The organism is Enterobacter cloacae complex sp. P2B (assembly GCF_014895985.1).
In the GTDB taxonomy this organism is placed as follows: domain Bacteria; phylum Pseudomonadota; class Gammaproteobacteria; order Enterobacterales; family Enterobacteriaceae; genus Enterobacter; species Enterobacter bugandensis.
Genome location: NZ_JADBQQ010000004.1, coordinates 227,523 through 248,334 on the forward strand (window position 1 = coordinate 227,523; position 20,812 = coordinate 248,334).

General features: G+C 56.5%; 18 protein-coding genes, 3 pseudogenes and 1 riboswitch. Of the genes and pseudogenes, 10 read left to right on the plus strand and 11 right to left on the minus strand.

All coding sequences use genetic code 11. The annotated features are described in order from the left end of the window. Positions 1-14 precede the first annotated feature (14 nt). Both glnE and hldE read left to right on the plus strand, forming a co-directional pair. Positions 15-2,870, plus strand: a complete 2,856-nt coding sequence (gene glnE / locus IM313_RS03820) for a bifunctional [glutamate--ammonia ligase]-adenylyl-L-tyrosine phosphorylase/[glutamate--ammonia-ligase] adenylyltransferase (RefSeq protein ID WP_192971902.1) — start codon at positions 15-17, stop codon at positions 2,868-2,870. A 40-nt stretch (positions 2,871-2,910) separates the two neighbouring features. Beyond that, positions 2,911-4,341: a bifunctional D-glycero-beta-D-manno-heptose-7-phosphate kinase/D-glycero-beta-D-manno-heptose 1-phosphate adenylyltransferase HldE gene (gene hldE, locus IM313_RS03825; RefSeq protein ID WP_003862540.1), complete on the plus strand. Its 1,431-nt coding sequence runs from the start codon at positions 2,911-2,913 to the stop codon at positions 4,339-4,341. Positions 4,342-4,405: 64 nt separating this feature from the next. Here the strand turns inward: hldE and ubiK are convergent, their stop codons facing one another. Next, the gene (gene ubiK / locus IM313_RS03830) at positions 4,406-4,702 is read right to left on the minus strand and encodes a ubiquinone biosynthesis accessory factor UbiK (RefSeq protein WP_028014454.1); all 297 of its coding nucleotides are present in this window, start codon (positions 4,700-4,702) and stop codon (positions 4,406-4,408) included. Positions 4,703-4,823: 121 nt separating this feature from the next. Then, positions 4,824-4,974: riboswitch (FMN riboswitch) on the plus strand. A 106-nt stretch (positions 4,975-5,080) separates the two neighbouring features. On the opposite strand from ubiK, the gene ribB reads away from it, so the two are divergent. Then, the gene (ribB, locus tag IM313_RS03835) at positions 5,081-5,734 is read left to right on the plus strand and encodes a 3,4-dihydroxy-2-butanone-4-phosphate synthase (RefSeq protein ID WP_028017147.1); all 654 of its coding nucleotides are present in this window, start codon (positions 5,081-5,083) and stop codon (positions 5,732-5,734) included. 44 nt (positions 5,735-5,778) lie between these two features. Here ribB and IM313_RS03840 read toward each other — a convergent pair whose 3' ends face one another. From IM313_RS03840 to IM313_RS03850, 4 genes and pseudogenes are all read right to left on the minus strand, one after another. Continuing rightward, positions 5,779-6,840, minus strand: coding sequence for a fimbrial protein (locus tag IM313_RS03840; protein ID WP_063155327.1), 1,062 nt, complete (start codon positions 6,838-6,840; stop codon positions 5,779-5,781). Beyond that, positions 6,824-7,585, minus strand: coding sequence for a molecular chaperone (locus IM313_RS03845; RefSeq protein ID WP_048959459.1), 762 nt, complete (start codon positions 7,583-7,585; stop codon positions 6,824-6,826). Before IM313_RS03845 ends, IM313_RS03840 begins: the two co-directional genes overlap by 17 nt. Positions 7,586-7,594: 9 nt before the next feature. Next, positions 7,595-7,864 carry a FimD/PapC C-terminal domain-containing protein gene (locus tag IM313_RS22750; RefSeq protein WP_369334934.1) on the minus strand — a complete coding sequence of 90 codons (270 nt, stop codon included), beginning with the start codon at positions 7,862-7,864 and terminating at the stop codon, positions 7,595-7,597. Further along, positions 7,862-9,478, minus strand: a pseudogene (locus IM313_RS03850) (fimbria/pilus outer membrane usher protein); the annotation flags it as partial. The gene IM313_RS22750 and the pseudogene IM313_RS03850, both read right to left, overlap by 3 nt. On the opposite strand from IM313_RS03850, the pseudogene IM313_RS22755 reads away from it, so the two are divergent. After that, a pseudogene (locus tag IM313_RS22755) lies at positions 9,428-9,535 on the plus strand (hypothetical protein); the annotation flags it as partial. The pseudogenes IM313_RS03850 and IM313_RS22755 sit on opposite strands and share 51 nt — an antisense overlap. A 21-nt stretch (positions 9,536-9,556) precedes the next feature. Here IM313_RS22755 and IM313_RS22760 read toward each other — a convergent pair. The 3 genes and pseudogenes from IM313_RS22760 to zupT all read right to left on the minus strand — a co-directional run. Further along, a pseudogene (locus IM313_RS22760) lies at positions 9,557-10,036 on the minus strand (FimD/PapC N-terminal domain-containing protein); the annotation flags it as partial. Positions 10,037-10,106: 70 nt separating this feature from the next. Beyond that, the gene (locus IM313_RS03855; RefSeq protein ID WP_045261131.1) at positions 10,107-10,667 is read right to left on the minus strand and encodes a fimbrial protein; all 561 of its coding nucleotides are present in this window, start codon (positions 10,665-10,667) and stop codon (positions 10,107-10,109) included. A 333-nt stretch (positions 10,668-11,000) separates the two neighbouring features. Then, positions 11,001-11,774, minus strand: a complete 774-nt coding sequence (gene zupT, locus IM313_RS03860; protein WP_028014448.1) for a zinc transporter ZupT — start codon at positions 11,772-11,774, stop codon at positions 11,001-11,003. Positions 11,775-11,904: 130 nt separating this feature from the next. Between zupT and ygiD the strand changes: the two genes are divergently transcribed. Then, positions 11,905-12,693: a 4,5-DOPA dioxygenase extradiol gene (gene ygiD / locus IM313_RS03865; protein ID WP_063943071.1), complete on the plus strand. Its 789-nt coding sequence runs from the start codon at positions 11,905-11,907 to the stop codon at positions 12,691-12,693. Positions 12,694-12,730: 37 nt separating this feature from the next. Here ygiD and IM313_RS03870 read toward each other — a convergent pair whose 3' ends face one another. From IM313_RS03870 to tolC, 3 genes are all read right to left on the minus strand, one after another. Further along, positions 12,731-13,891 (minus strand): glutathionylspermidine synthase family protein, encoded by a 1,161-nt coding sequence (locus tag IM313_RS03870; protein ID WP_192971901.1) that lies wholly within the window; start codon positions 13,889-13,891, stop codon positions 12,731-12,733. A 2-nt stretch (positions 13,892-13,893) separates the two neighbouring features. Then, a complete protein-coding gene (locus IM313_RS03875; protein ID WP_028014445.1) occupies positions 13,894-14,559 on the minus strand; it encodes a DUF1190 family protein in 666 nt (221 codons plus the stop codon). Positions 14,560-14,720: 161 nt separating this feature from the next. Then, complete coding sequence (tolC, locus tag IM313_RS03880) at positions 14,721-16,199, minus strand: outer membrane channel protein TolC (protein ID WP_028014444.1); 1,479 nt, start codon at positions 16,197-16,199, stop codon at positions 14,721-14,723. Positions 16,200-16,403: 204 nt separating this feature from the next. On the opposite strand from tolC, the gene nudF reads away from it, so the two are divergent. Genes nudF through parE form a run of 5 tightly spaced genes read left to right on the plus strand, consistent with a single transcriptional unit; the run spans position 16,404 to position 20,812 of the window. Beyond that, the gene (gene nudF, locus IM313_RS03885) at positions 16,404-17,036 is read left to right on the plus strand and encodes an ADP-ribose diphosphatase (protein WP_028014443.1); all 633 of its coding nucleotides are present in this window, start codon (positions 16,404-16,406) and stop codon (positions 17,034-17,036) included. After that, positions 17,033-17,455 carry a DUF1249 family protein gene (locus IM313_RS03890; protein WP_003862516.1) on the plus strand — a complete coding sequence of 141 codons (423 nt, stop codon included), beginning with the start codon at positions 17,033-17,035 and terminating at the stop codon, positions 17,453-17,455. Before nudF ends, IM313_RS03890 begins: the two co-directional genes overlap by 4 nt. 27 nt (positions 17,456-17,482) lie before the next feature. Further along, complete coding sequence (cpdA, locus tag IM313_RS03895; RefSeq protein ID WP_028014441.1) at positions 17,483-18,310, plus strand: 3',5'-cyclic-AMP phosphodiesterase; 828 nt, start codon at positions 17,483-17,485, stop codon at positions 18,308-18,310. Next, positions 18,310-18,891 carry an esterase YqiA gene (gene yqiA, locus IM313_RS03900; RefSeq protein ID WP_041908103.1) on the plus strand — a complete coding sequence of 194 codons (582 nt, stop codon included), beginning with the start codon at positions 18,310-18,312 and terminating at the stop codon, positions 18,889-18,891. The genes cpdA and yqiA overlap by 1 nt, the downstream gene beginning before the upstream one ends. A gap of 28 nt (positions 18,892-18,919) precedes the next feature. Further along, entirely contained in the window at positions 18,920-20,812 is a 1,893-nt protein-coding gene (parE, locus tag IM313_RS03905; RefSeq protein ID WP_192971900.1) for a DNA topoisomerase IV subunit B, read from the plus strand.

A 20,812-nucleotide genomic window follows, 5' to 3' on the forward strand; every position in this document is an offset into this window, starting at 1 on the left:
AAGGAACCCCTGATATGCCGCTTTCTTCGCAGTTACAGCAGCACTGGCAAACCGTTTGCGAACGTCTGCCCGAGTCGTTACCCGCGTCATCGTTAAGCGAGCAGGCGAAAAGCGTGCTCACGTTCAGTGATTTTGTGCAGGAGAGCGTCAGCGCCAATCCTGACTGGCTGGCAGAGCTGGAAAGCGCGCCGCCGCAGGCTGACGAGTGGCGGCACTATGCTGGCTGGCTGCAAACCGCGCTGGCAGAGGTGGCGGATGAAGCCACGCTGATGCGCGTTCTGCGTCAGTTCCGCCGCCGGGTGATGGTGCGCATTGCCTGGGCGCAGGCGCTGGAGCTGGTGAGTGAAGAGAGCACCTTGCAGCAGTTGAGCGAGCTGGCGCAGACGCTGATTGTCGCCGCGCGGGACTGGCTCTACGCCGCCTGCTGTAAAGAGTGGGGCACGCCGTGCAGCGAAGAAGGGGTTCCGCAGCCGCTGTTGATTCTGGGGATGGGCAAGCTGGGCGGCTGCGAGCTGAACTTCTCCTCGGATATCGACCTGATCTTTGCCTGGCCGGAGAATGGCGCCACGCGAGGCGGTCGTCGCGAGCTGGATAACGCCCAGTTCTTTACCCGACTCGGGCAGCGTCTGATTAAGGCGCTGGACCAGCCTACGCAGGACGGCTTTGTTTACCGCGTGGACATGCGCCTGCGCCCGTTTGGCGACAGTGGCCCGCTGGTGCTGAGCTTCGCCGCGCTGGAAGATTATTACCAGGAGCAGGGGCGCGACTGGGAGCGTTACGCGATGGTCAAAGCGCGGATCATGGGCGACAGCGACGACGCCTACGCCAATGAGCTGCGTGCCATGCTGCGCCCGTTCGTGTTCCGCCGTTACATCGACTTTAGCGTGATCCAGTCCCTGCGCAATATGAAAGGGATGATCGCCCGCGAGGTGCGCCGTCGCGGTCTGAAGGACAACATCAAGCTTGGCGCGGGCGGCATCCGCGAAATCGAATTTATCGTTCAGGTCTTCCAGCTGATCCGCGGCGGGCGCGAGCCGTCGCTGCAGTCCCGCTCGCTACTGCCGACGCTGAGCGCCATTGAGCAACTGCATTTGCTTCCGTACGGCGACGCGCAAACCCTGCGCGAGGCCTATCTGTTCCTGCGCCGTCTGGAAAACCTGCTGCAAAGCATTAACGACGAACAGACCCAGACCCTGCCGGGCGATGACCTTAACCGGGCGCGCCTGGCCTGGGGCATGCGGGCGGATGACTGGTCAACGTTGACCGAACGGCTGGATGCCCATATGGCAGGCGTGCGCCGCATCTTTAACGATCTTATTGGTGACGACGAAAGTGAATCGCCGGACGATGCGCTCTCCGAGCACTGGCGCGAACTGTGGCAGGACGCGCTCCAGGAAGATGACACCACGCCGGTGCTGGCGCACTTAAGCGACGATGCCCGCCATCGCGTGGTGGCCTTGATTGCCGATTTCCGCCTTGAGCTGAACAAGCGCGCCATTGGCCCGCGCGGTCGGCAGGTGCTGGATCATCTGATGCCGCATCTGCTGAGCGACGTCTGCTCCCGCGAGGATGCGCCGGTGCCGCTGTCGCGCATGATGCCGCTGCTGAGCGGGATTATCACGCGTACCACCTATCTTGAACTGCTGAGCGAGTTTCCGGGGGCGCTGAAACACCTGATTTCCCTCTGCGCCGCGTCGCCGATGGTGGCCAACAAGCTGGCGCGATACCCACTGCTGCTGGACGAACTGCTTGACCCGAACACGCTCTATCAGCCGACGGCGACGGACGCTTACCGCGACGAGCTGCGCCAGTATCTGCTGCGCGTGCCGGAAGAGGACGAAGAGCAGCAGCTGGAGGCGCTGCGTCAGTTTAAGCAGGCGCAGATGCTGCGCGTAGCGGCGGCGGATATCGCGGGTACGCTGCCGGTAATGAAAGTGAGCGATCACTTAACCTGGCTGGCGGAGGCGATCATCGACGCGGTAGTCCACCAGGCGTGGGTGCAGATGGTGGCCCGCTATGGCCAGCCGAAGCATCTTGCTGACCGCGAGGGGCGAGGGTTTGCCGTGGTCGGTTACGGCAAGCTGGGCGGCTGGGAGCTGGGCTACAGCTCCGATCTGGATCTGATTTTCCTGCACGACTGCCCGGTTGACGTGATGACCGACGGCGAACGTGAGATTGACGGGCGGCAGTTCTACCTGCGCCTGGCCCAGCGCATAATGCACCTGTTCAGCACCCGCACTTCGTCGGGCATTCTGTACGAGGTGGACGCGCGTCTGCGCCCGTCCGGCGCGGCAGGCATGCTGGTCACCTCGACGGACGCTTTTGCTGACTATCAGAAGAACGAAGCCTGGACGTGGGAACATCAGGCGTTAGTGCGCGCCCGCGTGGTGTACGGCGATCCGCAGCTCAAAACGCAGTTCGATGCGGTCCGCAAGTCAGTCATGACGACCCCGCGCGAGGGCAGCACCCTGCAAACTGAAGTGCGCGAAATGCGTGAGAAAATGCGCGCGCATTTGGGTAACAAACATCGCGATCGCTTTGATATTAAAGCCGATGAGGGCGGGATTACCGATATTGAGTTCATCACTCAGTACCTGGTGCTACTGCATGCCCACGACAAGCCGAAGTTAACCCGCTGGTCCGATAACGTGCGCATTCTGGAACTGCTGGCGCAAAACGACATTATGGACGAGCAGGAGGCGCAGGCCTTAACCCGCGCCTACACCACGCTGCGCGATGAACTTCATCACCTGGCGTTGCAGGAACAGCCGGGCCACGTGGCGCTGGACTGTTTTACCGCAGAGCGCGCCCAGGTGACGGCAAGCTGGCAGAAATGGCTGGTGGAGCCGTGCGTAACAAAACAAGTGTGATATTATCGCGCGCAAATTGTGAATCTTTCTGGAGTCAGGAATGAAAGTAACACTGCCAGAGTTTGAACGTGCTGGAGTAATGGTTGTCGGGGATGTGATGCTGGATCGCTACTGGTATGGGCCGACCAGCCGCATCTCTCCTGAAGCGCCGGTACCGGTGGTTAAGGTCGACACCATTGAAGAGCGTCCAGGTGGCGCGGCAAACGTGGCGATGAATATAGCCTCGCTGGGCGCGCACTCGCGTCTGGTGGGCCTGACCGGTATCGACGATGCGGCGCGTGCGCTGAGCAAGTCGCTGGCGGACGTGAACGTGAAGTGCGACTTCGTTTCTGTTCCGACACACCCAACCATCACCAAGCTGCGCGTGCTGTCGCGTAACCAGCAGCTGATCCGCCTCGATTTTGAAGAAGGGTTCGAAGGCGTTGATCCCGAGCCGCTGCACGAGCGCATTAACCAGGCGCTGGGCAACATCGGTGCGCTGGTGCTGTCTGACTACGCCAAAGGCGCGCTGGCGAGCGTGCAAACGATGATTCAGCTGGCGCGTAAAGCCAGCGTACCGGTGCTGATCGACCCGAAAGGCACCGATTTTGAGCGCTATCGCGGCGCAACCCTGCTGACGCCAAACCTTTCTGAGTTCGAAGCGGTGGCGGGCAAGTGCAAAACCGAGGAAGAACTGGTTGAGCGCGGCATGAAGATCATTGCTGACTTCGAGCTGTCCGCGCTGCTGGTCACCCGCTCCGAGCAGGGGATGACGCTGCTGCAGCCGGGCAAGGCGCCGCTGCATATGCCAACCCAGGCGCAGGAAGTGTACGACGTGACCGGTGCCGGTGATACGGTGATCGGCGTGCTGGCGGCAACGCTGGCGGCGGGTAACTCCCTGGAAGAGGCGTGCTACTTCGCGAACGCCGCGGCGGGCGTGGTCGTCGGTAAATTGGGTACTTCAACCGTTTCGCCAATCGAGCTGGAAAACGCGGTGCGCGGGCGTGCGGATACCGGTTTTGGCGTCATGACCGAAGACGAGCTGAAGGTGGCCGTTGCCGCCGCGCGCAAGCGCGGTGAAAAGGTGGTGATGACCAACGGCGTGTTCGACATCCTGCACGCGGGCCACGTGTCGTATCTGGCGAATGCGCGCAAGCTGGGCGATCGCCTCATTGTGGCAGTGAACAGCGATGCGTCGACCAAACGTCTGAAGGGCGAAACGCGCCCGGTGAACCCGCTCGAGCAACGTATGATTGTGCTTGGCGCGCTGGAAGCGGTGGACTGGGTGGTGTCGTTTGAAGAAGATACCCCGCAGCGCCTGATTGCCGGGATCCTGCCAGACCTGCTGGTGAAGGGCGGCGATTACAAGCCAGAGCAAATCGCAGGTAGCGAAGAGGTCTGGGCCAACGGCGGTGAGGTGATGGTGCTCAATTTTGAGGACGGGTGTTCAACCACCAACATCATCAAGAAGATCCAGAAAGACAGTCAGTAAAAAACGGGCCAGTTGGCCCGTTTTTTTTCACCCTCTCCCTGTGGGAGAGGGCATCAGGCCGCACTTACTCCTGATCGTCCACCGGTGGAATGGCCGGTGCCGGCTTCACTTCTTCCGGCGCATTGCGGTTTTCCAGCTCGCTCAGACGCTGTTCCAGCAGCGCCAGCTTCTCGCGGGTGCGCAGCAGAACCTGGGTCTGCACGTCAAACTCTTCGCGGCTGACTAAATCAAGGCGAACCAACTGCGCCTGCAGCGTCTGGCGGATTTTCTTCTCAACGTCATCACCAAATTCACGAATGCCCTTTGGCATGGACTCATGAACCTGACGCGCGATCTGCTCAATTTTTTTCGGGTCAATCATAATGGCTTCCCTTGATAAGTCGGTGTTGATGAACATTGTAGCGCGTCATGACCCAGGATAAAGCAGATTTGTTTGAAGCTTATGCATTGCCCAGGTTAATCAATAGCGTTATAGTTATCTCGCTTATTCTCAGGGCGGGGCGAAATTCCCCACCGGCGGTAAATCAGCTTAGCGCTGAAAGCCCGCGAGCGCTTTGGGTGAATTCTCAAAGGTCAGCAGATCCGGTGTAATTCCGGGGCCGACGGTTAGAGTCCGGATGGGAGAGAGTAACGATCCAGTCGGGCATGGGCCCGCTCACGTTATCTTTTTGCCGCTTATACGGCGCTCCTAAGACTGCCCTGATTCTGGTAACCATAATGTTAATGAGGTTTTTTTACCATGAATCAGACGCTACTTTCCTCTTTTGGCACTTCAACTCAACGTGTTGAACATGCACTGGATGCACTGCGCGAAGGCCGCGGTGTGATGGTGCTTGACGATGAAAACCGTGAAAACGAAGGCGACATGATTTTTGCCGCCGAAAACATGACCGTTGAACAGATGGCGCTGACCATCCGTCACGGCAGCGGCATCGTATGCCTGTGTATTACCGAAGATCGTCGTAAGCAGCTCGAGCTGCCGATGATGGTTGAGAACAACACCAGCGCCTTTGGTACCGGCTTTACCGTGACCATTGAAGCGGCGCATGGCGTGACTACCGGTGTATCGGCGGCTGACCGCCTGACCACCGTGCGTGCCGCCATTGCTGACGATGCGAAACCCTCCGATCTGCATCGTCCAGGCCACGTCTTCCCGCTGCGCGCGCAGGCGGGCGGCGTTTTGACCCGCGGTGGTCACACCGAAGCGACGATCGACCTGGTGACACTGGCGGGCTTTAAGCCTGCGGGCGTGCTGTGTGAACTGACCAACGATGACGGCACCATGGCCCGCGCGCCAGAGTGCATCACCTTTGCGCGTCTGCACAACATGCCGGTTGTCACAATTGAAGATCTGGTGGAGTACCGCCAGGCGCACGAGCGCAAGGCCAGCTGAGACAGCTGATGTGAAAAAGCCGGGGAAACCCGGCTTTTTTGTCGCTAGTGGTAGTTAATTTTAAACAGCACTACGGTTTCAAACGGTCCGGACTGGATCGCTTTTCCCTCATCCCACGACAGCTCTGCCGTGTACTTTTGCTCATACTGCAACGTACTCCCGGTGAAATCGGCATACTCCTGGTAGTGGTTGAAGGTAAACGGATCCGTTCCGTTCAGAATACGCAGTTTTAGCCCATTCCCAATCAATAGCGCCGTATCGTCAGCGCTCAGTTTTTCGTTCGTGTAGAATGACGAGTCCATTTTGAATCCATCAGAGCACTGCGCGTCCTGCACCTTGGTGGTTTTGACCGTAAATTCGCGAACGCGCGTTTTCTGGTTCACGATGTCGCGAGCGCTGAAGGTGCCAAAATCGATCTCCTGGTTTTCAGGGTAGATGCTGAAGGTTGCCCCGCAGTCCAGAACGGTAATGTTTTGCAAGCCGTTGATGTGATACTTCAGGTTTTTCGCGTCGGCCATCTGGTTGACCCCGCCTTTACCGTCAAACTGCACCACGATGTAATCGCCGAGGGAACTCACGTAGCCGTGAGGCGGAATCGCCTTAATTTTTACAAACAGGCGAAAGCGGGCAATAAACGTGCGTGTCGGATGAATGTCATCCGGGTTTCCTGAGCAGATCAGGTTTTCCCAGCCCATCTGCCGTATCTGATCCGGGGTATAGATGAGGATATTCTTGTTATCAAGACACTGGCGGGTGTCCACGCCATTCGGCTGGCCCGTGGCATCGTAATCCACCCCTTCGTAGGTTACGCCAAGCTCATAGTAAGGGTCCGTTGCGGCAGGATAAGGGTTAACCCAGGCGAATACGTCTTCCGGCTCAAAGCCGCCGTTGACGTTGTGATCGCAGGTGACCGGGATTTTAATGTCATCTGATTCCCAGATTTTCTGCCCCACCTGCGCGTTGCTGGGGATAGCAAAGGGCGAGATGGTTTTTGTCTCTTCAACCGGCCCGCCTGAAGTACCAAGATAGCAGTCCAGCGCCAGCGCTTCTCTTACGGGCAGAGCGGATATCAGCAGCAGGAACAGCAGATTAGCGAGCTTGCGCATCTTTATCGACCTTATGCTCGCTGAGTGTACATTTCGCCGTACCTGAACATTGCGCGTCGACCTTTTTCAGCGCACCGTAATCATCGATGTAGCCAATGCTGTAGTAGTTGCCGTGATAGTCACCGGTAGAGGTTGTCGCCGTCGCAAACGGGGCGATCATCAGGCTGTCAAAACCGGGCAGCATGGTTTTCGCATTTTTGCTCAGCCACGCCAGCGTGATGTAATAAGGCGTAGGGTTATGCACGGTGAGCCCTTTCGCGTTTGCGGTGACTTCCATACGCATTTCTGCCTGATCGCCTGCCTTTTTGGCGATCGCTTTGGGACGCCAGAACAGTTTGATCCTGCTCTGCATCGCGACCTGCATGACGCTGCGTTCCTCGCTCGCGCTGGAACTTTTCGGCGGCACCTCGCGCAGGTTGAAATAAAACAGCGATTCCCGGTCTTTCGGCAACCGGGCGGTCGCAGCCTGCTTCACAATCCGGACCTGAGACGAGGCGCCCGCTTCAAGACGTTGAATCGGCGGAAGCGCCATAAAATGGCTGTCCTCCTTGCGTCCGTTTTCATCTTCTATCCAGGAGAGCGCCAGATAAGGCAATGTTTTGCTCTGGTTATCAATCTTGAGGCTGCTGGCCTTATCGCTTTCCGGAAACACAATGCGGGTGCGGTCCAGGTTAACGGCGGCGTGGGTGGTAAATGCGGTGCCGATTAACATCAGGCACAGGCTAGTGAATGAGGTCAGTTTCATCATGGTTTCTTACTGGCATGGCAGTATCAACTGCATACTGTTTTCAAGGTGTGAAGGCAGCGAGAAGCGACACTGCTGATTGTCACCCCACGTTACCCGGAATTGTTGTTCAGGCTCTACCGCACCCAGCCAGACGTGGCCTTCGTCGGCGACCATGCCGATTTGCTGGTCACTTTCCAGTAGATGAACAATCGCGCCCAGCGGCGGGGTGCCGGCTGGCGTACGTAGAATGCCGGCAATATCGTTGCCTGCGCGCGTCGCAATCTGGCGATAGCCAATCGCCCCCTCGGTCCAGGTGGTGGTCGTAATGCGGTTGTCCACATCGACGCCGTCAGGCAGGTTATCCAGATTGACCTGTACGCTGGCGGGAGAGTAACTGGAAACCGACGGTAAAACGCCGATACCAAAGCGGTTGGTTTCATCCCGCGACATGTTCAGCGGAATGTTGCCGACGCCGTCGGTGCTGACCATCACGCGCGGTTCGTTACCGTAGCTGCGACGGTGCAGCGCCGCGCCTTTGGCCGTTGAGGTAAACGAGCCATTCCAGCTGGCGCTCAGGGAGTTATATTCATCAGCTTTATAACTTCCGGAGATATTCAGATCGCCAAACGGTGAATAATGCTGATAGTTACCGCTCATCTGTGCGCCCGCGTCCGCGTGTTCACTCTCCGTCCCCGCGGAGACGCCCCAGGTATTATTGCGATCGGACGTGTCGTACCAGGAGACATTTTGGCTCAGGCTATCGCTGTTGTGCAGATCGTAGCTGAGACGATGATCCGGATCGATCGGTACGCTCAGGGAAAGATAAAACTGCGTATCGTCGTCTTCATCTTCGTAATGCGTTTTGCTCCAGGAGAGGGTGACGCCGAGGTTTTTCCAGCGTCCCAGATCAAAGTTATAGCCTGCGGTAATGCTTCCCGTCGTGGACGGGGCTTCATTCCACCAGGTCTGACGCAGTACGTTGACGTAGAGGTTGAGCGATAACGGGCTGATGTACTGGCTGGCCGTTACGCTCAACGTCTGCTTTTCTGTCTGACGATCGTTGTCGTCATAATCAAGGAAGCGGGCATAGCTCAGGAACTTCCGATCGGAGTAGCGGTAGCTGGCAAGCGTAAGCTGGCTGCCGGTGGTATCGAAACGCTTACTGTAGTTAAAACGATAGCTGTAACCCGTCTGGCTATCCTGGAAGGGGAGCTGGCTGGTGGCCTGCGTGACGTCAAAAGAGAGGGCACCCAGATGCGCCATATTTTGCCCGATCCCGGCGGCAACGGAACGGTAATGATCCCCGTCGGCAAGCGTCCCGCCATAGAGCGAGGTGTTTGACAGCATTCCCCATGAGAATTCACCGCTCATAAAACCGGTGTCTTCGACGTCATGAGAGGCGTCTTTACGCGCTTTACCCGCCGCCAGCTTGTAGCGAACCTGCCCTTTACGCGTTAAAAAAGGCACCGATTCCGCCGAGACCTGGAAGGTGCTGACGCGCCCGTCTTCCTCCGTCACTTTTACGTCCAGCGTCCCCTGAACGGACTGGTTAAGATCCTGAATAACAAAGGGGCCAGGCGGAACTTTACTTTGATAAATTACGCGATCGGCCAGGCTGACGGTGACGGTCGCGTTGGTTTGCGCGATACCGGTAATTTGTGGCGCATAGCCACGCAGCGACCAGGGGAGCATGCGCTCATCGCTGATCAGGGAGGCGCCGGTATAGGTAAAAGCGTCAAAGATTGAGGACTGGAAGTCCGTTTCACCCAGCGTCAGCTTAGCACCAAGTGAAGGAAGAGGGCGGAACATGTAGACGCGCGAAAAGCGTCCGTCATGATCCGAACCTGCATCGGTATGCGTTTGGCTGTACTGATAATCACTGCGCAGGCGCCATGCGCCCATATTCGCGCCCGCCGTGCCATAGGTGTTGGCGTTGTTGGTGCTGCTGCCGTCGCTGGGCTGATAGTGGCTGGCGAACAGGTTGTAATCCAGAATCACGCCCGGTACGCCATTGTCCCACGTTGCGGGTGGCATCCAGTCGGCGGCGCGGTACTGCAACCATGCCTGGGGTACGGTGACCTTCAGCGTCTGGGTCGCTTGTTCAAAATTAAAGGTGATATCCGGTCTGGAGGAAAAGTCGACGCATCCCTCTTTTTCGGGTAAGGCGTCGCGGACTTCCTCTTTCAGGGCAAACGTATCCGCCAGTTCAGGAGGAATACACACCTGTACCGTGTTATTTACCTCTTTCCAGCTAAGCTGCCAGCCGTTAGCCAGCGGTGTGTCGTTAATGGATACGGTAACAAAATAGCTGCCAGGGGTAACCGCTATTTCATTTTTAAAAAGGGAGAGATCAACGCTACTCCGCTGGTCTTTATCAATGGCATTGATATTAAACTCGGTGGCAGAGGCAATCTTCGTCATTAACAGGGACGCAATGATGATTTTAGATTGTAATTTATATGTCATCATCCTGTTACCAAAATAATATCACATACCGGCTGGCAAATAATGCCAGCCGGTTTTATCGTGATGCATTGCCTTATTTGTACATCAGCACATAGTTGGCAGTCGCTTCAACCTGACCCGCTGTGGCAGTTTTACCCTGAGCAACTTCCATTAATGCTTTGAAGTGCAGAGTCTGAGTGGTGGAACCCGCCAGCAGATCGACCGTTTGAGCCGAACCCAGGGTGATGTTGGCTTCGTTGTTGTCCAGCAGACGAACACCGACGTTCTGAGCACCGCTTGCATAGGTGTTGCTCATCAGGCTGGTGTCAGTAGCGTCAGTTGCTGCGCTGGTGAAGGTCACGTCAACTTTGGTCACTGGCGTATCCGTTTCGTCCGCCGGATCGTCAAGCTGGCAGTTCTCCAGATTGATATCAACCGGAACAGCGGTAGACTTTTTGTTAGCGTTGATCACGGCAGTGGTAACTTCACCGAGGTCCACTTCTTTATCAACGCTGTCTGGTGCAATGCTGCACGGTGCATCAATGACCACGCCTTTGAATTTGATTTTGCCGGAACCCTGGTCATCAGCAAAAGCAGAACCCGAAACGATGGCAGCCATCGCAACCGCTAACAATACTTTTTTACCCATATACATGAAAATATCCTTTTTCAATTGAATTCATAATCTGAATATTAATTTTCAGAATACTCGCAAAGTATAACGGGATGAGGGAGGCTTTTACGATTAATGAGGCTTAAAGATATTTTTAGAGAAGGTTAATATATAATTTATTACTATCGTAACCGGTTAATATTTCATGCAGCAGCGGTTTTTTAAGCGCAATTTAATTGGAAAATATTGCGCTTAAAAATATCCATAAAAACTCTTGATTTTCCAATTGTAAATACAGAGCCGCAGACAGTGTAAAATGCAACGACTGCGCTGGGGCGCATCAAAGAATTGCCCTCATCGATGAGGGCATCCGTGTCAGCCTATACCTGCCGTTTGCAGCAGCACCAGGCTTAACCCCATCACCGACATGCCGCACAGCACGCCGTAGCTGGGATTATTGTTAGGATCGATCTCTTTCGCCAGCGGCATCAGCTCATCGACAGAGAGCGCAACCATAATCCCGGCCACGGCAGCCATAATCGCCGCCATCACGACAGGGGAGACGAGGCTTCCAAGGATCAGCCACGCCAGCACGCCGCCGAGAATTTCGGCCATCCCGGAAATCCCCGCCCAGAAGACGGCAGTACGTTTTGAACCCGTTGCGGCATAAACCGGCCCGGCCACGGCAAGTCCTTCAGGAATATTGTGTAAGGCTACCGCCAGCGCGACACCAAATCCCATTTCCAGATTGCTGCTGGCCGTGACATACGTGGCGACACCTTCCGGGAAGTTGTGCAGGCTGATACCCAGCGTCAGCAGGATCGCCGTGCGCTTGATGTTGCCGGGGATTGGAGTAACGCTTTTTTGCATCAAATCCTGAGGGTGGGCGTGGGGCAGCATACGGTCGAGCGCAAAATAGCCCAGCAGACCAACGATGAACATGCCGTAGCCCAGAACCGGAGACATTCCCTCGGTGTGAAGCGCTGCTGGCAGCATCTCCATCAGCGAGATAAGCAGCATGATCCCAGCGGCGAAGCCCAGCGAGAACGCCAGAAGACGATTAGACGGTTTTTGCCCGAGCACGCCGAGGAACGCACCGATAAAGGTCGCGGCACCCGCAAGCACGGTCAAAATTAAGGGTACTGACATGCACTCTCCTTAAGGGATATCTTACGTTCAAATTTCCTGATGATGATCTTCACGGTTATCTGCGTTTATCTTCACCTGAATGCGCGTAATGTAGAACCATCAAATTGACACCTTCTCTAAGGATACCACCATGTCTTCTTCTCGTATGCCTGCACTGTTTTTAGGCCACGGCAGCCCAATGAACGTTCTGGAAGACAACGTTTATACCCGCGCCTGGCGTCATCTGGGGGAGACATTGCCGCGTCCGAAGGCGATTGTGGTGGTGTCTGCGCACTGGTTTACCCGTGGTACCGGCGTGACGGCCATGGAAACGCCTAAAACCATTCATGATTTCGGCGGCTTCCCGCAGGCGCTGTATGATACGCATTATCCGGCTCCCGGCTCGCCTGCGCTGGCACAGCGGCTGGTAGAGTTGCTCGCACCTGTTCCAGTGACGCTGGATAAAGAAGCCTGGGGATTTGACCACGGCTCGTGGGGCGTACTGATTAAGATGTACCCTGATGCAGATATTCCGATGGTGCAGTTAAGCATCGACAGCACTAAACCGGCGGCCTGGCATCTGGAAATGGGCCGCAAACTGGCGACCCTGCGTGATGAGGGCATCATGCTGGTGGCAAGCGGCAACGTGGTGCATAACCTGCGTACGGCGCGCTGGCACGGTGAGAACACGCCATACCCGTGGGCGAGCGCTTTTAACGCCTACGTCAAAGCGAACCTGACCTGGCAAGGCCCGGTTGAGAAGCATCCGTTAGTGAACTATCTGGATCACGAAGGCGGTTCGCTCTCTAACCCGACGCCGGAACACTTCCTGCCGCTGCTGTATGTGTTAGGTGCATGGGACGGTCAGGAGCCGGTTACCATTCCGGTTGACGGCATTGAGATGGGCAGTTTGAGTATGCTGTCGGTGCAGGTGGGGTAAAAACATGCCCGGTAAGCGTAGCGCCACCGGGCAAGTTTTATTCAACAAAAATATGCGGATAGAACCGTGACAGATCCTGCGTAATCAACGCGCGATCTTCGCGAATACCAATCCCGGCAGGTTGATCATTAATAAGCCAGCTGCCGATCAGCGTATAGCTGTCGCCAAATTTCGGCAGTTGATAAAACTCCTGGACGATCATCCCTTCTTCACCGTATGGACCTTCAACCGCTTCCAGCGTTTTACCGTTTTCGATAATGGAGACGTTCGCGCCTTCGCGGGAAAAGATAGGCTTAACGACGTATTTCTCCATCGGTGGGAACTCATCTTCGGCAAAGTAAGCTGGCAACAGGTTAGGGTGGTTCGGGAACATCTCCCACAGCATCGGCAGCAGGGCTTTGTTGGAGATAATGCTCTTCCACGCCGGTTCCAGCCAGCGCACGCCCGCGTCTTCCAGCTTGGTGGAGAACATTTCACGCAGCATATATTCCCACGGATAGAGCTTGAACAGGTTGCTGATCACCTGATCCTGCATATCCGTAAACTGACCTTTTTCCCCCAGGCCGATATCCTCGATATAGAGGAATTCATTCGCCACTTCCGCTTCGGCCGCGCAGTCCTGCAGATACTGAACCGTGCCCCTGTCTTCTTCCGTGTCGCGACAGCAGGCAAGATGCAGCAGATTGAAGCCGAACTGCTCCCGCAGTTCGGCGAAACGCTCAATCAGCTTTTCCTGCAGGCTGTTGAACTGGTCGCTACCTTCCGGCAGGTTTCCGGCGTTCATCTGATCTTCCAGCCAAATCCACTGGAAGAATGCCGCTTCGTAAAGAGAGGTCGGCGTATCCGCGTTGTTTTCTAAAAGCTTCGGCTCACCCACGCCATCCCACGCCAGATCGAGGCGAGAGTAAAGCGAAGGCTGATTCGTTTTCCACGACTGACGGACGAAACTCCAGGTGTGCTTCGGAATACGGAATTTAGTCATCAGCTCGTCGCTGTCGATGACTTTATCCACCACCTTCAGGCACATCTGGTGCAGCTCGGCCGTCACCTCTTCCAGTTTTTCCACCTGGTCGAGCGTCAGTTTGTAGTAAGCATCTTCACACCAGTACGGCTCGCCGTACATGGTGTGGAAGTTAAAACCGTATTCAGTGGCTTTTTCGCGCCAGTCCGGGCGCTCGGTAATACCGACTCGTTCCATGATCAGCCGCCCATTGAGCGAGTGGAAGTGCCTGTTGCACTACGCTGCATGCTGGTCTGTTTCGCCACAGACTCACCGAACCCACCGCGGGTGATGGTGCTGGTGGTCGCAGGCTTCGGCGCCATCGCGGTTTTCGGGACGGTCACGGTGCGGCCCGGGGTCGCTGCGCCATAGCCTTTGCCGCTGGCATCGGTATATTGACCATAAGCCGGGCTGGCCGGGTTTTTTGAGCTAAACAGCGGTTGCTGCTGATAGCCCGCACCGCCGCCCATCAGGCGGCCCATCATGTAGCCTGCCATTAATGGCATCCAGAAGCTGCCGCTGGACTGCGCCTGCGCCTGATTTTCCGGCGCAGTACCTGCCTGAGCTGGCGTTTGCTGACACTGTCCTTCACCAAATTCCGCCACGCAGTCTTCGCGTGAGGCGTATTTCGGCGCGGTGCGTTCCGCTTCTTTCAGGGCGTTGGTGTAGGCGGTTTTACATTCTGCTGCCTGGCCGGTTGCGGCGGAGCAGTCGTCCGCGTTTTGATACAGCGAAACCGTTTCGTCGTTTTTCTCACAGCCTGCCAGCATAAAGACAGCGGTTACTGCCAGCGCAACAGGGGTGAGATGACGTGCGTTCCAGCTTTTGCGGAACGACGCGTGGTTAATCGTTTTTGTCCGTTTCATGTTTGTCTTCCAGGACCCAGTGGTAATAACGCTCAGGATAGTGGATGAGTGGTTGAAAATGAAGCGAAGAGGGGCGGAATCAGGGGGATCTTTACGTTGGCTTACGTTCGGGTGTGATTCAGCTGCGCCCTCTCCCGGTGAGAGAGGGCGTGATAACACTCTTAGTTACGGAACGGGTTAGAACCGCTGCTTGCAGGTGCCGTGCTACGCGCGGCCGCTGGCTGTGCGGCAGGGGCGCTGCCGTTAGCGTTGAAGTTATCAACGGCGGCAACCTGCTCCGGGTTCTCCGGTGCAACGCTGTCCGGCGAGGTAGAGACCGGTTTGCCCAGCGCGCTGTTCAGCATCTGCAGATCCTGCTCGTTCAGCGTACCCAGAGCCTGCTTAATGTTCAGCTGGTTAATCAGGTACTGATAACGCGCGCTGGAGAGCTGCTGTTTCGCGTTGTACAGCGTGGTGGTCGCGTCGAGCACGTCAACGATAGTACGTGTACCGACCGAGTAACCCGCTTCCATCGCGTCCAGGGAGCTCTGTGCAGACACAACGGCCTGTTTATAGGCGTTGATGCTACTGATAGACGCGTTCACGTTGTTGAAGGACGAACGCACGGTCTGCACCACGTTGCGGTGCGCGCTTTCCAGCTGCTCGCTCGCGCCAACAAAGTTGTACTGCGCCTGTTTCACCTGAGAGTTTACCTGACCGCCCTGGTACAGTGGCAGAGAGAAGCTCAGGCCCACTTTGTTCTGACCCATATTGCTGTCGTCATACTGGGCAGAATTGGTTTTAGAGCCGCTGTAGGTCGTGTCAGAAACGCCGGTGGACGCGCTCAGGCTCAGGGTTGGCAGATGGCCGTCCTGCGCCTGACGAATTTGCTCGCGGGCCAGGTCCTGGCTCAGACGCGCCTGCAGCAACGTCAGGTTGCGGTTTTCCGCCTCTTTCAGCAGGGCGTTAACGGCCTGCGGCTTATCCGTTTTGAAGCTGTCGACGTTCAGGGAAGCCAGCTCAGGATAGTAATTCCCGGTCACCTGGCGCAGGGATTCCAGCGCGTTGTCGAGGTTGTTACGCGCGGTCACTTCGTTGGCCAGCACGGTGTCGTACTGTGAACGGGCGTTCTGCACGTCGGTGATCGCCACCAGACCCACGTTGAAGCGCTGGGTGGTTTGATCTAACTGACGGTAGATCGCCTGTTTCTGCGCTTCGGTGTAGGAGAGCGCGTCAATGGCGCTCAGCACGTTGAAGTACGCGGTGGCAGTATTCAGGATCAGCGTTTGCTGGTCGGTCTGATAGGTCACATCCTGGATGCCCGCGCTCTTTTCCTGCAGGGTCAGGGCGCGCCATTTGGACATATCAAACAGCGTCTGTGTTAATTGCAGTGAGGCGCTGGTAGCATTGGAGTTAACGCCGTTAGCGTCGCGGAAACCGTTGCTGTAGGTATAATCTGCACCTAAACCTAACTGCGGCAGCAGTGGGCTACGCGCTTCGTTAATCTTTTCAAACGCAGCATCACGATCGGCCGCTGATTTACGTAAATCAGGGTTGCCCAGACGTGCCTGCTGGTAGACCTGTAACAGGTTTTCCGCCTGGCTCATTGCACTGAAGCCCGTCAGGCTCAGGCCGATAAGGATGGGGAGCAATTTCTTCATTTGCATTCCTTGTTGTGAAGCAGTATTAGCGCTGATCTAATTAAAAAATAATTGCCGATTCTAACAGAATCATCCACACCAAAAGGTTGGCGTTACGTGCCATCTGGCGGTAATTTGCACCAATCTACCATATAGCCTTACAAACGGCAGCCAAACAGCCTTGAAATTCACAATTTCATCACCATTGCTACCAGGACTCGACTCATGCAAAAACCAGAAAAGTTGCCCGTGACATTCGCCAAAAACGATGTAGAAATTATTGCACGAGAAACGCTTTATAGCGGTTTTTTTTCGATGGATCTTTACCGTTTCAGGCATCGCCTGTTCAACGGTGAAATGAGCGGCGAAATCAGACGTGAAATTTTTGAGCGCGGGCATGCGGCTGTCTTGCTACCCTTTGACCCAGTGCGTGACGAAGTCGTGCTGGTGGAGCAGATCCGCATTGCCGCGTATGACACCAGTGAAAGCCCGTGGCTGCTGGAGATGGTGGCAGGGATGATCGAAGAGGGCGAGTCGGTTGAAGACGTCGCCCGTCGCGAGGCGCTGGAAGAGGCCGGGCTGGTGGTAGGCCGCACTAAACCGGTGTTGAGCTATCTGGCGAGTCCGGGTGGCACCAGCGAACGCTTATCCATTATGGTGGGCGAAGTGGACGCCACGACCGCAGAAGGTATTCACGGTCTGGCTGATGAAAACGAAGATATTCGGGTTCATGTGGTGAGCCGGGAACAGGCTTATCAGTGGGTAGAAGAGGGGAAAATCGACAACGCAGCGTCTGTCATCGCCCTGCAATGGCTGCAGCTGCATTATCAGACATTACGAAACGAGTGGAAAAAATGAAGCGCTATACCCCTGACTTCCCAGAAATGATGCGCCTGTGCGAAACCAATTTCGCACAGCTGCGCCGCCTGCTGCCGAGAAACGACGCACCCGGCGAAACGGTAAGCTATCAGGTGAGCAACGCGCAGTATCGGTTAACGATAACAGAATCAACGCGCTACACTACGCTGGTGGAAATAGAACAAACAGCGCCCAGCATCAGCTACTGGAGCCTGCCGTCAATGACGGTGCGTCTCTATCATGACGCGATGGTCGCTGAAGTGTGTTCAAGTCAGCAGATCTTTCGCTTCAAGGCGCGGTATGATTATCCGAATAAAAAGTTGCATCAACGCGACGAAAAGCATCAAATTAACCAGTTTTTAGCCGACTGGCTAAGATATTGTTTAGCACATGGAGCAATGGCGATTCCGGTTTGTTAGCGTCATAAACCTACCTAAGGACACCATTTGGAAAGCCTGTTGAACCTGACTGTTGCTGGTGGGGCGCCAGTCAGGATATTACAAATCACCGATACCCACCTTTTTGCCGAAAAGCATGAAACTTTGCTGGGGGTTAATACCTGGGAGAGTTATCAGGCGGTACTGAGCGCCATTCACGCTGAACATCGCGACTGCGACCTGATTGTCGCAACGGGCGATCTGGCGCAGGACCAGTCCTCCGCGGCCTACCAGCATTTTGCTGAAGGCATCGCGAGCTTTAGCGTGCCTTGCGTCTGGCTGCCCGGAAACCACGATTTCCAGCCCGCAATGTACAGCTCCCTTCAGGATGCGGGGATTTCTCCGGCGAAGTGCGTATTTGCGGGTGAACAGTGGCAGATCCTGCTGCTGGACAGCCAGGTATTTGGCGTCCCGCACGGTGAATTAAGCGAGTTTCAACTCGACTGGCTGGAGACCAAACTGGCTGCCGAACCTGAACGTCATACGCTGCTGTTGCTCCATCATCATCCGCTGCCGGCGGGCTGCAGCTGGCTGGATCAGCACAGCCTGCGTAACTCCGCGGCGCTGGATAGTGTGCTGGCGAAATACCCGCGCGTGAAACACCTGCTGTGCGGACACATCCATCAGGAACAGGATCTCGACTGGAACGGACGCCGCATGCTGGCGACGCCGTCAACCTGTGTGCAGTTTAAGCCGCACTGCGCCAACTTTACGCTGGATACCATTGCGCCAGGCTGGCGCTGGCTGGAACTGCATGCCGACGGCACGCTGACCACGGAAGTCTGCCGTCTGGCAGGCGCAGAGTTCCGCCCGGATACCGCTTCAGAAGGCTACTGATGTCTACGCTCCTTTATCTGCACGGATTCAACAGCTCGCCGCGCTCCGCAAAAGCGACGCAGTTTCGCCAGTGGCTGAGCGAGCATCACCCCCACGTTGAGATGATTATCCCGCAGCTGCCGCCGTACCCGGCGGAGGCGGCGGAAATGCTCGAATCGATCGTGCTTGAACACGGCGGTGAATCCTTTGGCGTAGTCGGCTCATCGCTGGGCGGGTACTATGCCACCTGGCTCTCACAATGCTTTATGCTGCCCGCCGTTGTGGTTAATCCGGCGGTACGGCCATTTGAGCTGCTGAGGGACTTTCTTGGCGAAAACGAGAACCCCTACACCGGGCAGCAATATGTGCTAGAGTCACGCCATATTTACGATCTCAAAGTTATGCAGGTCGACCCGCTTGAAGCGCCGGATCTCATCTGGCTGCTGCAGCAGACGGGTGATGAAGTGCTGGATTACCGCCAGGCAGTGGCGTATTACGCCTCCTGCCGCCAGACTATAGAAGAGGGCGGAAACCATGCTTTCACGGGCTTTGAGGATCATTTCACCCAGATTGTCGATTTTCTTGGACTGCACAGCCACTGACAATCAATGCGAATTGCTAGTTTAAATCATGACGCAAACCTATAACGCTGATGCCATTGAGGTACTCACCGGGCTTGAGCCGGTTCGCCGCCGCCCGGGGATGTATACCGATACGACGCGCCCGAACCATCTGGGCCAGGAAGTTATTGATAACAGTGTGGACGAAGCGCTGGCGGGCCATGCCAAACGCGTTGACGTCATCCTGCACGCCGATCAGTCGCTGGAGGTCATCGACGACGGTCGCGGCATGCCGGTGGACATCCACCCGGAAGAGGGCGTGCCTGCCGTTGAGCTGATTCTCTGCCGACTGCACGCGGGCGGTAAGTTCTCCAACAAGAACTATCAGTTCTCCGGTGGTCTGCACGGCGTGGGGATTTCCGTGGTGAACGCCCTGTCCAAACGCGTGGAAGTGAACGTCCGTCGCGACGGCCAGGTCTACAACATCGCGTTTGAAAACGGCGAGAAGGTGCAGGATCTGCAGGTTGTCGGCACGTGCGCTAAACGCAACACCGGCACAACCGTCCACTTCTGGCCTGACGAAAGCTTCTTCGACAGCCCGCGTTTTTCCGTTTCTCGCCTGACGCACCTGCTGAAAGCCAAAGCGGTACTGTGCCCGGGCGTGGAAATTACCTTTAAAGATCACGTCAACAACACCGAGCAGACCTGGTGCTACGCCGATGGCCTGAACGACTACCTGTGCGAAGCGGTAAACGGCCTGCCAACGCTGCCGGAAAAACCGTTCGTCGGTAACTTTAGCGGTGATACCGAAGCGGTGGACTGGGCGCTGCTGTGGCTGCCGGAAGGCGGTGAGCTGCTGACCGAAAGCTACGTCAACCTGATCCCAACCATGCTCGGCGGTACCCACGTCAACGGCCTGCGTCAGGGACTGCTGGACGCGATGCGTGAGTTCTGCGAATACCGCAACATTCTGCCGCGCGGCGTGAAGCTCTCGGCGGAAGATATCTGGGACCGCTGCGCCTACGTGCTCTCCGTGAAGATGCAGGATCCGCAGTTTGCCGGTCAGACCAAAGAACGTCTGTCATCGCGCCAGTGCGCGGCGTTCGTCTCCGGCGTGGTGAAAGATGCGTTTACCCTGTGGCTGAACCAGAACGTTCAGGCGGCTGAGATGCTGGCTGAAATGGCCATCTCCAGCGCCCAGCGTCGTCTGCGTGCCGCGAAGAAAGTGGTGCGTAAAAAGCTGACCAGCGGCCCTGCGCTGCCGGGCAAGCTGGCGGACTGCACCGCGCAGGATCTCAACCGCACCGAGCTGTTCCTCGTGGAAGGGGATTCGGCGGGTGGGTCGGCCAAACAGGCGCGCGATCGTGAATATCAGGCGATCATGCCACTCAAGGGTAAGATCCTGAACACCTGGGAAGTCTCTTCAGACGAAGTGCTGGCCTCGCAGGAAGTGCACGACATCTCCGTTGCGATCGGCATCGATCCGGACAGCGAGGATCTGAGCCAGCTGCGCTACGGCAAGATCTGCATTCTCGCGGATGCGGACTCCGATGGTCTGCACATCGCCACGCTGCTGTGCGCGCTGTTTGTGAAGCACTTCCGCACGCTGGTGAAAAACGGTCACGTCCACGTGGCGCTGCCGCCGCTCTACCGTATCGACCTCGGCAAAGAGGTGTACTACGCGCTGACGGAAGAAGAGAAGGCGGGCGTGCTGGAGCAGCTTAAGCGTAAGAAGGGCAAACCAAATGTGCAGCGCTTTAAAGGGCTGGGCGAAATGAACCCGATGCAACTGCGCGAAACGACGCTGGATCCGAACACGCGCCGCCTGGTGCAGCTGACGATCAGCGACGAAGACGAACAGCAAACCAACGCCGTGATGGATATGCTCCTCGCCAAGAAACGTTCGGAAGACCGACGTAACTGGCTGCAGGAGAAAGGGGATATGGCGGATATTGAGGCCTGA

What these genes read in the sequence shown, in the direction of transcription:
- IM313_RS03845 (WP_048959459.1), bottom strand. Translation starts at nt 7,585, where the DNA reads ATGAAACTGACCTCATTCACTAGCCTGTGCCTGATGTTAATCGGCACC.
- IM313_RS03870 (WP_192971901.1), bottom strand. Translation starts at nt 13,891, where the DNA reads ATGGAACGAGTCGGTATTACCGAGCGCCCGGACTGGCGCGAAAAAGCC.
- IM313_RS03875 (WP_028014445.1), bottom strand. Translation starts at nt 14,559, where the DNA reads ATGAAACGGACAAAAACGATTAACCACGCGTCGTTCCGCAAAAGCTGG.
- IM313_RS03855 (WP_045261131.1), bottom strand. Translation starts at nt 10,667, where the DNA reads ATGTATATGGGTAAAAAAGTATTGTTAGCGGTTGCGATGGCTGCCATC.
- nudF (WP_028014443.1), top strand. Translation starts at nt 16,404, where the DNA reads ATGCAAAAACCAGAAAAGTTGCCCGTGACATTCGCCAAAAACGATGTA.
- parE (WP_192971900.1), top strand. Translation starts at nt 18,920, where the DNA reads ATGACGCAAACCTATAACGCTGATGCCATTGAGGTACTCACCGGGCTT.
- hldE (WP_003862540.1), top strand. Translation starts at nt 2,911, where the DNA reads ATGAAAGTAACACTGCCAGAGTTTGAACGTGCTGGAGTAATGGTTGTC.
- yqiA (WP_041908103.1), top strand. Translation starts at nt 18,310, where the DNA reads ATGTCTACGCTCCTTTATCTGCACGGATTCAACAGCTCGCCGCGCTCC.
- ribB (WP_028017147.1), top strand. Translation starts at nt 5,081, where the DNA reads ATGAATCAGACGCTACTTTCCTCTTTTGGCACTTCAACTCAACGTGTT.
- ubiK (WP_028014454.1), bottom strand. Translation starts at nt 4,702, where the DNA reads ATGATTGACCCGAAAAAAATTGAGCAGATCGCGCGTCAGGTTCATGAG.
- IM313_RS03840 (WP_063155327.1), bottom strand. Translation starts at nt 6,840, where the DNA reads ATGCGCAAGCTCGCTAATCTGCTGTTCCTGCTGCTGATATCCGCTCTG.
- glnE (WP_192971902.1), top strand. Translation starts at nt 15, where the DNA reads ATGCCGCTTTCTTCGCAGTTACAGCAGCACTGGCAAACCGTTTGCGAA.
- ygiD (WP_063943071.1), top strand. Translation starts at nt 11,905, where the DNA reads ATGTCTTCTTCTCGTATGCCTGCACTGTTTTTAGGCCACGGCAGCCCA.
- zupT (WP_028014448.1), bottom strand. Translation starts at nt 11,774, where the DNA reads ATGTCAGTACCCTTAATTTTGACCGTGCTTGCGGGTGCCGCGACCTTT.
- tolC (WP_028014444.1), bottom strand. Translation starts at nt 16,199, where the DNA reads ATGAAGAAATTGCTCCCCATCCTTATCGGCCTGAGCCTGACGGGCTTC.
- IM313_RS03890 (WP_003862516.1), top strand. Translation starts at nt 17,033, where the DNA reads ATGAAGCGCTATACCCCTGACTTCCCAGAAATGATGCGCCTGTGCGAA.